Below are 14,653 nucleotides of genomic sequence, written 5' to 3'. Positions count from 1 at the left end.
TGGATAACAATCAACCGCCGAATATGATGCCATATCAAATTCCATACCAACAGCCTATGATGCCGCCGAATCCGTATTATCAACAACAAAATCCATATCAAATGCCATATCAGCAAGGAGCACCGTTTGGACCGCAATATACGTCTATGCCAAATCCAAATATGATGCCGATGGATAATAATATGCCGCCGCTCGTGCAAGGAGAGGAAGATTGTGGATGCGGAGGAGAGAGCAGGTTATATAGTCCACAACCTGGGGGACCACAATACGCGAATCCTTTATATTATCAACCAACTCAATCAGCATATGCACCACAACCAGGGACGATGTATTACCAACCAGATCCACCAAATGTATTTGGAGAGCCCGTTTCAGAAGAAGAGGACGAAGAGGAAGTTTAAAAAAGGCGGGATTATTCCCGCCTTTTTTGTATGTAGAGTCGTTCTGAAAACGGAAGATTTACATCAAATGTTAGAAAATCCCCAGTGAAATATTAACAGTGTAAAAACCCTCTCTGTTACTCATCATAAGAGGGAGCTTTTCAAAAGAGAAGTTCATTCTAACAGAGGGGGTTTTTGTATTGAATACGAAAGTAAAAGTGATTGCTGCTTCTTTGTTAGTTACTAGTGCATTAGCTGCATGTGGTACACCAAAAGATAATAATGCAATGGATGGACGTAACTACAATTATGAGCGCACATCTTATAATGATACACACCAGTATCGTGATAATGTAACGCGTAATGATCGTTATACAGATTATGTAACATATAGAAATGGTCGTAACGATACAGGATATAACAATTATTACCGCGATGTAAATTACAACGGTCAAATTGCTAATCCGCATCCAACACGTAATATTACAATGAACAATTCATACATTAACAATGATGGGAAAACAGCAGAAAGAATAACAAATCGTGTAAAACGTATGAATAACGTAGACCGCGTGTCTACAGTTGTATATGGAAACGATGTGGCGATTGCGGTAAAACCGCGTAATCCAGTATCGAATGAAACGGCACTTGCAAACGAAGTTCGTCAAGCTGTTGTAAATGAAGTTGGAAACAGAAATGTGTACGTCTCTGTAAGGAATGACATGTTTACTCGTGTTGATGCAATGAGTACACGCTTACGTAACGGTACAGTTACAAACGATTTTAATCGTGACATAGTGAATATGTTCCGAGACATTCGTTACGGTTTAACTGGTACTACTGGTACTATGCGATAGCAAAATAAAAGAGGAAGGGGGAGCCCTTCCTCTTTATTCATCATTGTCTTGTACACGACGTTTTTTAATAAAATAACTAACGGAATAAGACGCTAAAAAGCATATGAAGAAAATACTACCTGTTAAAACTGCTTCAAAGAGAGGTCTTTCTGGACTGAAAATGATATAAATAATAGCTATAATAATTCCAACAATAAAAGAACGTAAAATAATTTTGTAATAAGGAGTTAACTTTATATCTTTTTCGCTCTCTTCTACATCGATTGAAACGCTTAACTGTAAATAAGCAATTAAAATACTCGTAAGCATAAATAATAACCATAATGGAGATTTCGTAATTTGATCCATTCCTTCAGTGAATCCGATATAGCCCAAAATGCCAATTATACCAAGTGATTGAAAAAGAAAGGCAATGCGTATGTTTTTTAATGTTTTCAGAATGAGACGTTCATCCTTTATTTTTTTCACAATATCCATCTCCTGTTTATTATGATTTCGCTGTTACATCAATTGTAACATATATATTACATTTATCAATTTATAATTTACATAATTTTGTTTAGATAAAAGAGGAAATAAAATATTTTTATAAACATGTTGCACTTATACTTTATTAATGTTATATTAGCAAAGCGATGAGCTAATTTACGTAAGACGAGAGATATGCTTAAGTGCTAAACACGCGAATGTGGTCGCCTGGTCTCTCGCCGTAAACGCATCAAGACGCCTGCTTTGCAGGCGTCTTTCATTTTATATGAATGTAATGGGGAGAATGGAGAAATCCAATCTTCCTTTTTTTATTGAAATGAAAGTTGGAAAATAAAGTTATTTACAAGTGTATATGAAAGAGTTACTATTTAATGGTAATATATTACATGCTTTTTTAAAGAGTCTTGGAGTATAAAAATGGGAATAAGTTTAATGTTGTCCCTTATCGGTGTAATAGCTGTTATTACGAGTGGTTCAATGAATATACTTATGTCTTTGTCATTTAATAAGGGAGATCTTTTATTTATAGCTGCTTTAATCTGTGGGGTGTTATATAGCTTAACTGGGAAAAAGTTATGCGTGGTGTATCACCTTTGTTAACTACAATGAGTATGACGGTACTAGGAACCGCTTTTTTAGCAGGACTTTCTCTATATGAAGATGGGTGGGGAAATGTTGTATATGGTCATATGCGGGACGTTAATTGGGTATATCGTGTTTAATAAAGGAGTAGAAGAGTTAGGTGCAAGTAAAGCGAGTATGTATTTAAATTTACCCCCCATTGTAGCTACTGGCATTGCAGTTATAGTATATGGAGCAGTTGTTACATGGCAACAAATAGTCGGAATGATAATTGTACGAATTGAGGTTTATATAGCAACGGTACAATCAAATAAAGATATAAAAAAGCTTTCACATAATCAATACGTTTCGAAATAGGTAGAAATAATTGGACTCTATAAGTCTTAATGGGAACAATCTATGAATTAGGGATAAAACCCCCATTTCCGGAAAAGCTACAAATGAAAGTATGATTTTGCCTAGAAGAGGTGAACGGAAATGAAATGGATACTAATTGCAGTGCAAGCTCTCGTTATGATGTTTTGCTTAGCTTATGGATCCGATGTGAGGGCAGAAATAACAGAAAAGGAACCTGCAGTTACAATTTTATTAGAGCGTATGTATGTTGATGGAGAAGTAAGCGAGGAAATACTGACAGAGAAAGTAGCGGATTTAGAAAAGTTTTTACAGCAATATAAAGAATGGCAACTCGTTGATCGTGATGATGTGCAAATTGTATTACAAAAGAAAGTGGATGATATTTCTCCTTTATTGAAAACGAGCGGTTATTTTGGTGTTTCAGAGGAAGGGATATTACAAATTTTCAAAGGTGTACCGAAAAGTGATAATGCGATTCATTCCTTCTTTCAAATTGATATGAAAAAGCTTGAGAGTTATGAGCGTGCGAAATTGAAGCGTGGTATTCGTATTAAATCAAAAGAAGGCTTTGTGAAGACGATTGAAAAAATGAAGCAATACGCAGTGCAAAATAAGAAAAAAAGCAGCTCATGGTGAGCTGCTTTTTCTTACTTGTTTTTATCTAAAATTTGTTTCGCGATTTCATCAATTAGCATATCTTTTCCGATTGGATTGAAAGCTTTCGTATTGAAGATTTCATTTGATACTTCATATACGTGATTGTTTTTTACTGCTTTATTGTCTTTCCAAACGGCACTATTTTTGTAGTCTTCGTAAACTTTATCAGCTTCGCCGCCGAAGTTTACAACGAACATTTGATCAGGTTGGAATGCAACAAGACCTTCTAGCGATACTTGTGCCATCGTTTGTTTTAAATCTGTACCTTTTGTTGCTGGAAGTTTTAAGTCATTAAAGATGATGTCACCGTATCCGAAGCTACCGTATACACGGAAATTTTGTGGTGTAACTGCGACGAACATAAAGTTTTCATCTTTTGTTTTCTCTTTAATTTTTTTAGATAAAGAGTCTGCTTTTTTATCGTAGTCTGCAATCCATTTGTCAGCTTTCTTCTCTTCGTCAAATAGTTTACCTACTTCTTTAAACTTACCACGCCAGTCTTCTAAGTTTGTTTCTAAAACAACTGTCGGTGCAACCTTTTCTAACTGATCATAAATTTTTAATTGACGATTATTTAAAATAATTAAGTCTGGTTTTAAAGCAGTAACAGCTTCTAAATCAACTTTAGGTGCCCAGTACCATCCTACTGCTTTTACGCCATCTAGCTTTTCTGTTAAATGATTTTGGATTTTATCTTTATATGTATTTGCTGTACCAACAGGTTTGTGTCCAAGAAGTAATAATTCTTCTGTTGATCCAGACAAGTCAACAATTCTCTTTGGATTTACTGGAATTGTAGCTTCCCCTTTAGCATGTTTTACAACTTTTGTTTTCGGTTGTTCTTTCGCTTTTGATTCTTCTTTTTGAGAAGAACAGCCAACGATAGAAAGAACAACTAGCATAATAGTAAATAAAATAAATAGTTTACGTTTCATCCTGATGTAACCCCTTTAATTAGTATTGATAATCATTATCGACTTCTGTATATTAAGGTGCTTTAACCTTTCTGTCAATGGAAAATAACAGAAGTTTCAAATGGAGAACATTTGTTGGGGCAGTCTCGCTTTTCTATCATTAAATATGTTAAAATGGAATACATGATTTAAGAGGGAGAGATCGTATTTTGTTTGAATATGTTACAGGTTACGTGGAGTATGTAGGACCGGAATATGTCGTAATTGACCATAATGGAATTGGTTATCAAATTTTCACACCGAATCCGTATGTATTTCAAAGAAGTAAGCAAGAAATCCGTGTCTATACATATCATTATGTGAGAGAAGATATTATGGCACTTTACGGGTTTAAAACACGTGAAGAGCGTTTATTATTTACAAAGCTATTAGGCGTGTCTGGCATTGGACCAAAAGGAGCTCTTGCAATTTTAGCTTCTGGTCAGACAGGACAGGTCGTTCAAGCGATTGAACATGAAGACGAGAAGTTTTTAGTGAAATTCCCGGGCGTAGGAAAGAAAACAGCGCGCCAAATGATTTTAGATTTAAAAGGAAAATTAGCTGACGTCGTACCAGATGCATTTGTTGATTTATTCTCAGACACAGAACGTTTTGATGAGAAGAAAGGTTCATCAGTTGAGCTTGATGAGGCGTTGGAAGCTCTGCGCGCACTTGGATACGCAGAACGAGAAGTTTCTCGCGTTGTACCAGAGTTATTAAAAGAATCATTAACGACGGATCAGTATATTAAAAAGGCACTTAGTCTTTTACTAAATGGTAAGAGGTGAGTATAATGGACGAACGTCTCCTTTCAGGGGAATCTGCATATGAAGATGCGGATTTAGAATATTCATTACGGCCACAGACGCTCCGTCAGTATATTGGCCAAGATAAAGCGAAACATAATTTAGAGGTGTTTATTGAAGCGGCGAAAATGCGTGAAGAAACGTTAGATCACGTGCTTTTATATGGACCACCAGGTCTTGGTAAAACGACGCTTGCAAATATTATTGCCAATGAAATGGGAGTTAATGTTAGAACAACTTCAGGTCCAGCAATTGAAAGGCCAGGAGATTTAGCAGCTGTATTAACAGCGCTTCAGCCAGGGGATGTATTATTTATTGATGAAATTCATCGTTTGCATAGATCAATTGAAGAAGTACTATATCCTGCGATGGAAGACTTTTGTCTTGATATCGTAATTGGAAAAGGACCGTCAGCACGGTCGGTACGTCTAGATTTGCCTCCGTTTACGCTAGTTGGAGCAACGACACGTGCAGGAGCATTATCAGCGCCGCTTCGTGACCGTTTTGGTGTACTTTCAAGATTAGAGTATTACACAGTAGATCAGCTTTCTGCGATTGTTGAACGTACAGCAGAAGTATTCGAAGTTGAAATTGATTCGTTAGCCGCACTAGAAATTGCAAGACGTGCTCGTGGTACACCTCGTATTGCGAATCGTTTATTACGACGTGTACGAGATTTCGCACAAGTTCGTGGTAACGGAACGGTTACGATGGAAATTACACAAATGGCGTTAGAACTACTACAAGTAGATAAATTAGGTCTAGATCATATCGATCATAAGTTATTGCTTGGCATTATTGAGAAATTCCGTGGTGGCCCAGTCGGGTTAGAAACGGTTTCGGCAACGATTGGAGAAGAATCTCATACGATTGAAGATGTATATGAGCCATATTTATTACAAATTGGCTTTTTACAACGAACGCCAAGAGGCCGAATTGTAACGCCGCTTGCATATGAGCATTTCGGAATGGAGATGCCAAAAGTATGACGGAGATGCCAAAATTGCTTATTACAGCAGGTGTCTTACTTATCGTTGTTGGATTAGCTTGGAAGTTCATTGGAAGACTTCCAGGCGATATTTTTGTGAAAAAAGGAAACGTTACCTTTTATTTTCCTATCATTACATGTATTGTGTTAAGTATTGTATTATCTTTTATTATGTATATAATAAATCGATTTAAATAAGAAATAGGTGGATATAGTTATGGATATAAATCTGTTTGATTTTCATTTACCAGAAGAACTTATTGCACAAGTCCCATTAGAAGATCGTGAAACATCAAGATTAATGGTGTTAGATCGTGAAACAGGAGATATTGAGCATAAACATTTTACAGACATTCTTTCTTACTTACATGAGGGGGATTGCTTAGTTTTAAATGAAACGAAAGTTATGCCTGCTCGTTTGCACGGTGTGAAAGAAGATACAGGCGCGCACATTGAAGTACTTCTTTTAAAACAAGAAGAAGGCGATAAGTGGGAAACGCTTGTGAAGCCAGCGAAACGTGTAAAAGAAGGAACTGTTATCTCTTTTGGCGAAGGGAAATTAAAAGCAACGTGTACAGGAACTGCAGATCAAGGTGGACGTCAGCTTGAATTTTCATATGACGGCATCTTCTATGAAATTTTAGATGAACTTGGGGAAATGCCACTTCCTCCATATATTAAAGAGACGTTAGAAGATCGCAATCGCTATCAAACAGTATATGCGAAAGAAATTGGTTCAGCAGCAGCGCCGACTGCAGGACTTCACTTTACAGAAGAGTTACTGGAGAAGTTAAAACAAAAAGGCGTCGAGTTAGCTTTCATTACACTTCACGTAGGGCTTGGAACATTTAGACCAGTTTCTGCGGATACGATTGAAGAACACCATATGCACGCAGAATATTACCATATGTCTGAAGAGACAGCGGCATTATTAAATCGTGTGAAAGAGAGTGGTGGACGTATTATTACGGTAGGTACGACTTCAACTCGTACGTTAGAAACAATTGCGACAGATCATGATGGCAAGCTTTGTGCTGCTTCTGGCTGGACAGACATTTTTATGTATCCAGGTTACGAATTTAAAGCAATTGATGGTTTAATTACAAATTTCCATTTACCGAAATCAACATTAATTATGCTTGTAAGTGCATTTGCAAACAGAGATAATGTACTTCATGCTTATAATGAAGCAGTAAAAGAAAAATATCGTTTCTTTAGCTTCGGTGATGCGATGTTCGTTGCATCTCACGCTAAAATGGGAAACAAATAAAAGGAGTAAATTATGACAGCAATTCGTTATGAATTTATTAAAACTTGTAAACAAACAGGTGCGCGTTTAGGACGTGTACATACGCCGCACGGTTCATTTGATACACCAACATTTATGCCAGTTGGTACACTTGCAACAGTTAAGACAATGTCACCAGAAGAATTAAAAGCAATGGATTCTGGCATTATTTTAAGTAATACGTATCATTTATGGCTACGTCCAGGTCACGAAATTATTCGTGAAGCAGGCGGTTTGCATAAATTTATGAACTGGGATCGTGCAATCTTAACGGATTCTGGTGGTTTCCAAGTATTCAGTTTAAGTGACTTCCGTCGTATTGAAGAGGAAGGCGTTCACTTCCGTAACCACTTAAATGGAGATAAATTATTCTTATCACCAGAAAAAGCGATGGAAATTCAAAATGCATTAGGTTCAGATATTATGATGGCATTTGATGAGTGTCCACCTTTCCCGGCTACTTTTGAATATATGAAGAAATCTGTAGAACGTACAAGCCGCTGGGCAGAACGTTGTTTAAAAGCGCATGAACGTCCACAAGATCAAGGTTTATTCGGTATTGTACAAGGCGGAGAGTTCGAAGAGCTTCGTCGTCAAAGTGCAAAAGACCTTGTTTCAATGGACTTCCCTGGTTACGCTGTAGGTGGTTTATCTGTAGGTGAGCCGAAAGATATTATGAACCGTGTACTTGAGTTTACAACACCACTTCTTCCAGATAATAAGCCACGTTACTTAATGGGAGTAGGTTCTCCTGACTCTTTAATCGATGGTGCAATTCGTGGTATTGATATGTTTGACTGCGTACTTCCAACTCGTATCGCTCGAAATGGTACATGTATGACAAGTGAAGGCCGTCTAGTTGTAAAAAATGCGAAATTTGCAAGAGACTTCGGTCCGCTTGATCCAAATTGTGATTGCTATACATGTAAAAATTACTCTCGTGCATACATTCGTCACTTAATGAAATGTGATGAAACGTTTGGAATTCGTTTAACGTCTTATCACAACCTTCATTTTCTGTTAAACTTAATGGAGCAGGTGAGACAAGCTATTCGTGAAGACCGTCTTGGCGATTTCCGCGAAGAGTTCTTTGAACAGTATGGCTTTAATAAACCGAATGCTAAAAACTTCTAATACATAATTTAAAAGGAGGAACAAAAGATGAATCCAGGTATGATGAATATCGTTATGATCGTTGCGATGTTTGCGATTTTCTATTTCTTATTAATTCGCCCGCAACAAAAGCGTCAAAAAGCAGTTGCTCAAATGCAAAATGAATTGGCAAAAGGTGATGCTATCGTAACAATCGGTGGTTTACACGGTACAATCGAATCAGTAGATGAGACGAAAATCGTTATTAAGTCTGGTGGTTCACACTTAACTTTCGATCGTAATGCGATTCGTGAAGTTGTGAAAAACTAATGAGGAAGGCCCTGCATGAAATGTGCAGGGCCTTTTTTAGTTATTTTGTTTTGACATATTTACACCGAAAATACCACCGAGTGTACTGGCACCCATCAATGCTAATTGATAAAGTAACTGTGAGTTCGATAAAGTTTGAGAGAAGCCCAAATAGTTAACTAGAAAAACAAGTATGGTGAATGTAAGTCCTGTTGTGAAGCCTACTAGCCAACCTTTCCCTTGTGCTTTTTTGCCGGCGGTAAATCCAGATATAAGCATAGATAAAAGAGCTAGTATAAAAATAGTAACAGCTAATGTCCCTTCATTCATATCTGTAAACTTTAATAAAAGAGCCATAACCATGCTAATAATTGATGCAAGAATTAATAGGGTAACGATGCCGAAGCCAATTGCAGTTGATAATTTTTTTGTTCCATCCATTTATACATTCCCCCTTTTTAATACAAGCATATTTTCCTTTTGCCCAAGTTAGACTAGTTTATTTTTTATAGGGGAATCTATAGGTAAAAAAGGAGATGTAGAAATGGAATGGGTATCAATCATTGGCCGGACGATGCTTTTGTATATCATCATACTAATTATTTTTCGTTTTATGGGTAAACGTGAAATTGGAGAGCTGAGTGTATTAGATTTAGTCGTATTCATTATGCTGGGCGAAATGGCTGTAGTGGCAATTGAAAACACCGATAAATCACTTTGGCACCAATTAGTTCCGATGACGTTTCTTATGTGTATACAGATCATTTTGTCAGTTATTTCGTTAAAGTATCAACGCTTTCGGCATTTAATAGAAGGTGAGCCCGCTATTCTTGTAAATGCGGGAAAGATTGATGAAAAGAAGATGAGAAAGCAGCGTTATAATATAGATGATTTAATGATGCAATTAAGGGAGCAGGGAGTCGGAGATATCCGAGATGTGGAATATGCTATTTTAGAACCATCTGGGAAGTTATCTGTCTTTCAAAAACAAAAAGGTAAACAGGATGCATTGCAGTTTACTCTTCCTCTTATTATTGATGGGGAAATTCAATCTAATCATTTACAAATGATTGAACATACAGATGAATGGCTTATTGAGAAATTAAAAAACTTAGGTTATAACGATATAACACAAATTTTATACTGTAGCTTTCAAAATGGACAATTTTTTGTTGATTTGAAAGAAAACTAGAGGCTTACTATAGGAAATAGTAAGCCCGTTTACTTCAAAAATGAAAGTTTTCGAATGATTGGGAGCCTGCTTAATTCTTCTTTTCGAATGAGTTTGAAAGTGAAGAGGAGGATAATATAAACGATTGTTGTTAAAGTGATTTCCCATAATGTTTGTATACCGAGTGAATGAGAGAAAATAATATACTTATGAAGATAAAAACCGAAAGCGCCTGCAATACCGATAGCAAGTCCACCGAAAATATAGTCTTTTGCGTAAATGGTAAATGTAATTTTCTTTAAAACAGTAGCGTAATGAAGGAATGTTACTGTTACTATATTTGCAGCGATAGCGAGTGCAACCCCCATCATTTGAAAATCTGGCCTTGAAGCTAGTACAAAAATAACGATTAATTTCACGATGGCGCCAACAAATGTATTCATCATGGCAGCACGTGCTAAGTTTAAAGCTTGTAAAACAGAGGTAAGTGGACTTTGAAAGTAATGAAATAAAAAGCAAGGTGCAAGAAGCTGGATGAATGCTGTTGCACTATCCGATCCGTACATAAGAGTTAAGACAGGAGAAGCAAATACATATAATATAACGACTGACCAGCCACCAGTAATTAATGAAATACGAAGAGCTTGTTGTAAGCGGTGTTCTACTAATTTATGTTGTCTTTTTGCCATTGCCTCGCTAATGGATGGAACGAGTGCTGTAGAAAGGGCGTATGTAATAAAGGCTGGCAGTGATAGAAGTGGGAATGCATAACCATTTAATATACCGTATTGCTGGGTTGCGACGGAGGCAGCAACTCCGGCAATGGCTAAGCTTTGCATAACGACGATAGGTTCGAAAAAATATGAAACGGAACCGATTAAACGACTTCCTGTAGTTGGAAGGGCAATATCCATAAGAGAATAAAATGTCCCTTTGCTTTCCTTTACAGTAGTGAAAAATCCAGAGCGTATAGATAAATGTTTTTCGCGCTGAAATAAAGTGAGTAAAAATAATAACGATGCAACTTCACCGAGAACGGCTGATAACATAGCGCCAGCTGCAGCATATTCTACACCGTAAGGTAAAAATAACTGAATGCATATAGCGATAATTGTAATGCGGACAACTTGTTCTATAACTTGGGCGTAAGCGCTAGGTTTCATATTTTGTTTCCCTTGGAAATACCCGCGTAAAACGGAAGAAACAGCAATAACAGGAACGACAGGTAAAATGGCCATTAATGGATAGTACGTTCGTTCATCAGTTAATAATGTTTTTGCTAAAATAGGTGTGAGGAGCATAATTCCAATTGTTAAAATGATACTAATAACGGATGTAACAGCTAATGATACTGTTAATATTTTTTTTACTCTTTGTTTATCGTTCACAGCTTCTGCTTCTGCTACAAATTTTGCAATTGCGACAGGAAGGCCGATTTGTGTTAATGTAATTGCTAGAATGAATGTAGGAACGGCCATCATATAAAGGCCAACGCCTTCTTCCCCTAAAATACGTGCCATTACAATCCGGTTAATAAATCCAAGGATTTTGGTAATAAAGCCGGCTATCATTAAAATAAATGCGCCTTTTAAAAAGCTTTGTCTCGTCATGGTCTTCTCCTACCTTCTCAAAATCAGTGGAATGATTTACAATAATTTATATGCACGTATGAGACAAGAATGACAAGCATTTAAGAGAGTGAAGTATGAGAGTGCTCTTGAAAGTAGTTATTGCTGTCCATTAGAGCGGGATTAAAAGCGACTTTTCGTGCTGAAATAAGAAGGAGATGTTATGTATGTTAGAAAAAGAGGCTTTGGTAGAATCGTACCGCGGACAGTTACAAGTCGTTTTAGAAAGTAAAGTAGAAGAGTTCCACATGTTCGGTTATGACCGAGTAACAGATGATGATATTTGGAAGTTTCTTAAAGTGAAAAAGTGGAAGAAGATAGACAGCGATGTTAGATTATATGAATTAGTTAATGACGTATTAAGAGTAAGTGCTAATGAATATATGACTTATTTAACTGTTGAAGCATATCAAGCGCCACTTTGGTCATTTGATGAATATGAAAATAAATAACCGACTGCAATTGGTTTGTTCTTCCTTTTGCAGTATAATGATAGGTATTGATAATGAGGAAATAATTATGTCTAAGATCATATATAAAGGAGGTAGTGAAGAGAGAAAATAAATACTGAAAGTGTAGGTATTGTGAAAAACTTACCGACACAGCTAGTGAGGAACTAGCAAAATTATAGAAAGGAAGTCTACTAACTAGGCGTATGCACACGTGTAAAAGTGAATCGTAAGAGATTTATTTAAAGTGTTAGTAGCAGAAAGAGGGTACATATGGCAAAGCGTGGTACGAGAATTGCCGCCTTTTTCCTCATCGTTTTATTAATCGGTGGAGTCATTGGTGCGGCAGGAAAAGACATAGCAAAAGGAATTAGTCTAGGACTAGACCTTCGCGGTGGTTTTGAAATTCTGTATGAAGTAAAACCAGCCAAAAAAGGTGATAAAATTGACCGAGAGGCACTTGTAAGTACAGTAGGTGCTCTTGAAAACCGTGTCAATGCACTCGGTGTAAGTGAGCCGAACATTCAAATTGAAGGGCAAGATCGAATTCGTGTACAGCTTGCTGGTGTACAAGATCAGCAAAAAGCACGTGAAATGTTATCAACACAAGCGAAGTTAACATTCCGTGATGTAGATGACAACCTTCTTATGGACGGAACGGATTTAAAAGGCGGCGGAGCAAAGCAAACATTTGATGATAAAGGTCGTCCAAGTGTTGGACTTACGTTAAAAAGCGCTGAAAAATTCCGTGAAGTAACAGAAAAGATTTCAAAAATGCCACCACCAACGAATTTAATGGTAATTTGGCTTGATTTTGAAGAAGGAAAAGATTCGTATAAAGCAGAATCAGCAAAACCGAATCCGAAGTTTTTATCAGCAGCAACAGTAGAACAAGTATTTAACCAAGCTGAAGTATCTATCGTAGGTGGAAACTTCACAGTTGAAAGTGCGAAAGAACTTTCATCTTTATTAAATGCAGGTGCACTTCCTGTTGATTTAAAAGAAATGTATTCAACATCTGTTGGAGCAAAATTTGGTCAACAAGCGTTAGAGCAAACGATTTTCGCTAGTGCGATTGGTATCGCTCTTATTTTCTTATTTATGCTTGTATTCTACCGTTTACCAGGACTTGTAGCGGTTATTATGTTAGGTCTATACATTTTCGTTACATTACTTGTCTTTAACTGGATGCATGCAGTTCTTACGTTGCCAGGTATTGCGGCGTTAGTGCTCGGGGTAGGTATCGCCGTTGATGCGAATATTATTACGTACGAGAGACTGAAAGAAGAGCTGAAAATTGGTAAGTCAATGATGTCAGCATTCCGTGCTGGTAACCATCGTTCATTAGCAACAATTTTAGATGCAAACGTTACGACTCTTGCAGCAGCTGGTGTATTATTCGTTTATGGTAATAGTTCTGTAAAAGGGTTTGCAACAAGTTTAATCGTAAGTATTTTAGTCGGTTTTATTACGAACGTATTCGGTACCCGTTTCTTACTAAGTTTACTTGTAAAGAGCCGTTACTTCGATAAAAAACCAGGATACTTTGGTGTGAAACAAAAGGATATTATTCCATTAACAAAAGGCGTAGTACATCCGCCGACAAGATTTGATCGTATTAACTTCGTAAATATCGGTCATAAATTCCTTGTTTTCTCGATTGTAGTTGTAATTGCAGGTGCAATTATACTACCAATTTTCAAATTGAATCTTGGTATTGACTTTGCGAGTGGTACACGTATCGACTTGCAATCAAAACAAACACTTACTGTGTCTGATGTTCATAAAGATTTTAAAGAATTGAAAATTGACGTGAAGGAAGAAAATATTGTACCGACTGGAGATGACAATAAAGGGTTCGCAGTTCGTACATTAGGTGTTCTATCAAAAGATGAAATTGCGAAAACAAAAACATTCTTCCACGATAAATATGGTACAGATCCCAACGTAAGTACAGTTTCACCGACAATCGGTAAAGAGATTGCACGAAATGCATTTATCGCAGTATTAATTGCTTCTGCGGTTATCATTTTATACGTAAGTATTCGATTCCGATTTACGTACGCATTATCTGCAGTGCTTGCATTATTACATGATGCGTTCGTTATGATTGTTATATTTAGTATTTTCCAATTAGAGGTAGACTTAACGTTTATCGCTGCGGTATTAACAATCATCGGTTATTCTATTAATGACTCAATTGTTACATTTGATAGAAACCGTGAATTATACAAACAGAAAAAACGAGTTCGCGATATAAAAGACTTAGAAGAAATCGTAAATGCAAGTATTCGTCAAACGCTTGGTCGTTCGATTAACACCGTATTAACAGTGTTATTCCCAGTAATTGCGTTACTTATCTTCGGTAGTGAGTCACTACGTAACTTCTCGTTTGCGTTACTTGTTGGATTAGTTGTAGGTACGTACTCTTCTGTTTTCGTTGCTTCTCAAATTTGGTTAATGCTTGAAAACCGTCGTTTGAAAAAGGGGAAAAACAAGAAGAAGGTTGAGAAAGTAGAATCTGAACCGCAAGTATAAAAAGATGATGTCTCTTTATGAGGCATCTCTTTTTTCGTTTGTGGATACAATAAGATAGCAACTTTTTAACAAAAGGAAGATGGAAGAAAGTGGTGATGTTATCGCTGTT

The 14,653-nt window shown here is 36.8% G+C and carries 15 protein-coding genes and 2 pseudogenes; 13 read left to right on the top strand and 4 right to left on the bottom strand.

The features are described from left to right. Together ACXY7N_RS13100 and ACXY7N_RS13095 are read left to right on the top strand one after the other, a co-directional pair. Positions 1 to 401 (top strand): annotated as a pseudogene (locus tag ACXY7N_RS13100) (peptigoglycan-binding protein LysM); the annotation flags it as partial. A gap of 179 nt (positions 402 to 580) precedes the next feature. Beyond that, complete coding sequence (locus ACXY7N_RS13095) at positions 581 to 1,237, top strand: YhcN/YlaJ family sporulation lipoprotein (protein WP_016086157.1); 657 nt, start codon at positions 581 to 583, stop codon at positions 1,235 to 1,237. A gap of 33 nt (positions 1,238 to 1,270) precedes the next feature. On the opposite strand, the gene ACXY7N_RS13090 is transcribed toward ACXY7N_RS13095, so the two are convergent. Next, entirely contained in the window at positions 1,271 to 1,714 is a 444-nt protein-coding gene (locus ACXY7N_RS13090; protein ID WP_080117851.1) for a branched-chain amino acid ABC transporter substrate-binding protein, read from the bottom strand. A 402-nt stretch (positions 1,715 to 2,116) separates the two neighbouring features. Here ACXY7N_RS13090 and ACXY7N_RS13085 point away from each other — a divergent pair. Together ACXY7N_RS13085 and ACXY7N_RS13080 are read left to right on the top strand one after the other, a co-directional pair. Continuing rightward, positions 2,117 to 2,665 (top strand): annotated as a pseudogene (locus ACXY7N_RS13085) (DMT family transporter); the annotation flags it as partial. A 120-nt stretch (positions 2,666 to 2,785) separates the two neighbouring features. Further along, positions 2,786 to 3,301: a BofC C-terminal domain-containing protein gene (locus ACXY7N_RS13080; protein ID WP_088084369.1), complete on the top strand. Its 516-nt coding sequence runs from the start codon at positions 2,786 to 2,788 to the stop codon at positions 3,299 to 3,301. Between the two features lie 11 nt (positions 3,302 to 3,312). Here the strand turns inward: ACXY7N_RS13080 and ACXY7N_RS13075 are convergent, their stop codons facing one another. Further along, complete coding sequence (locus tag ACXY7N_RS13075; protein WP_016086162.1) at positions 3,313 to 4,257, bottom strand: iron-hydroxamate ABC transporter substrate-binding protein; 945 nt, start codon at positions 4,255 to 4,257, stop codon at positions 3,313 to 3,315. A gap of 188 nt (positions 4,258 to 4,445) precedes the next feature. Here ACXY7N_RS13075 and ruvA point away from each other — a divergent pair, with 188 nt between their 5' ends. The 6 genes from ruvA to yajC are packed head-to-tail and all read left to right on the top strand — an operon-like array spanning position 4,446 to position 8,779. Then, positions 4,446 to 5,063, top strand: coding sequence for a Holliday junction DNA helicase RuvA (gene ruvA, locus ACXY7N_RS13070; protein WP_016086163.1), 618 nt, complete (start codon positions 4,446 to 4,448; stop codon positions 5,061 to 5,063). Between the two features lie 5 nt (positions 5,064 to 5,068). Continuing rightward, positions 5,069 to 6,070: a Holliday junction branch migration DNA helicase RuvB gene (ruvB, locus tag ACXY7N_RS13065; RefSeq protein WP_000344450.1), complete on the top strand. Its 1,002-nt coding sequence runs from the start codon at positions 5,069 to 5,071 to the stop codon at positions 6,068 to 6,070. Further along, positions 6,067 to 6,267, top strand: a complete 201-nt coding sequence (locus ACXY7N_RS13060; protein ID WP_016086164.1) for a DUF2905 domain-containing protein — start codon at positions 6,067 to 6,069, stop codon at positions 6,265 to 6,267. The genes ruvB and ACXY7N_RS13060 overlap by 4 nt, the downstream gene beginning before the upstream one ends. A 19-nt stretch (positions 6,268 to 6,286) precedes the next feature. Beyond that, positions 6,287 to 7,339 carry a tRNA preQ1(34) S-adenosylmethionine ribosyltransferase-isomerase QueA gene (queA, locus tag ACXY7N_RS13055; protein WP_488592426.1) on the top strand — a complete coding sequence of 351 codons (1,053 nt, stop codon included), beginning with the start codon at positions 6,287 to 6,289 and terminating at the stop codon, positions 7,337 to 7,339. A gap of 12 nt (positions 7,340 to 7,351) precedes the next feature. Then, the gene (tgt, locus tag ACXY7N_RS13050; RefSeq protein WP_000125362.1) at positions 7,352 to 8,491 is read left to right on the top strand and encodes a tRNA guanosine(34) transglycosylase Tgt; all 1,140 of its coding nucleotides are present in this window, start codon (positions 7,352 to 7,354) and stop codon (positions 8,489 to 8,491) included. 27 nt (positions 8,492 to 8,518) lie between these two features. Then, the gene (yajC, locus tag ACXY7N_RS13045) at positions 8,519 to 8,779 is read left to right on the top strand and encodes a preprotein translocase subunit YajC (RefSeq protein ID WP_001068064.1); all 261 of its coding nucleotides are present in this window, start codon (positions 8,519 to 8,521) and stop codon (positions 8,777 to 8,779) included. A gap of 36 nt (positions 8,780 to 8,815) precedes the next feature. On the opposite strand, the gene ACXY7N_RS13040 is transcribed toward yajC, so the two are convergent. Next, on the bottom strand, positions 8,816 to 9,199 hold the full coding sequence (locus ACXY7N_RS13040) for a TIGR04086 family membrane protein (RefSeq protein WP_016086166.1): 384 nt from the start codon (positions 9,197 to 9,199) through the stop codon (positions 8,816 to 8,818). 103 nt (positions 9,200 to 9,302) lie between these two features. Here ACXY7N_RS13040 and ACXY7N_RS13035 point away from each other — a divergent pair, with 103 nt between their 5' ends. Continuing rightward, positions 9,303 to 9,950: a DUF421 domain-containing protein gene (locus tag ACXY7N_RS13035; protein ID WP_016086167.1), complete on the top strand. Its 648-nt coding sequence runs from the start codon at positions 9,303 to 9,305 to the stop codon at positions 9,948 to 9,950. 29 nt (positions 9,951 to 9,979) lie between these two features. Here ACXY7N_RS13035 and spoVB read toward each other — a convergent pair whose 3' ends face one another. Further along, a complete protein-coding gene (gene spoVB / locus ACXY7N_RS13030) occupies positions 9,980 to 11,539 on the bottom strand; it encodes a stage V sporulation protein B (RefSeq protein ID WP_098985798.1) in 1,560 nt (519 codons plus the stop codon). 185 nt (positions 11,540 to 11,724) lie between these two features. Between spoVB and ACXY7N_RS13025 the strand changes: the two genes are divergently transcribed. Both ACXY7N_RS13025 and secDF read left to right on the top strand, forming a co-directional pair. Beyond that, entirely contained in the window at positions 11,725 to 12,009 is a 285-nt protein-coding gene (locus tag ACXY7N_RS13025) for a post-transcriptional regulator (protein WP_000890213.1), read from the top strand. Between the two features lie 270 nt (positions 12,010 to 12,279). After that, complete coding sequence (secDF, locus tag ACXY7N_RS13020) at positions 12,280 to 14,544, top strand: protein translocase subunit SecDF (RefSeq protein ID WP_016135367.1); 2,265 nt, start codon at positions 12,280 to 12,282, stop codon at positions 14,542 to 14,544. Positions 14,545 to 14,653: the final 109 nt, after the last annotated feature.

The organism is Bacillus sp. 5w2 (genome assembly GCF_054353775.1).
This window is presented reverse-complemented; position numbering and strand designations above follow the sequence as displayed.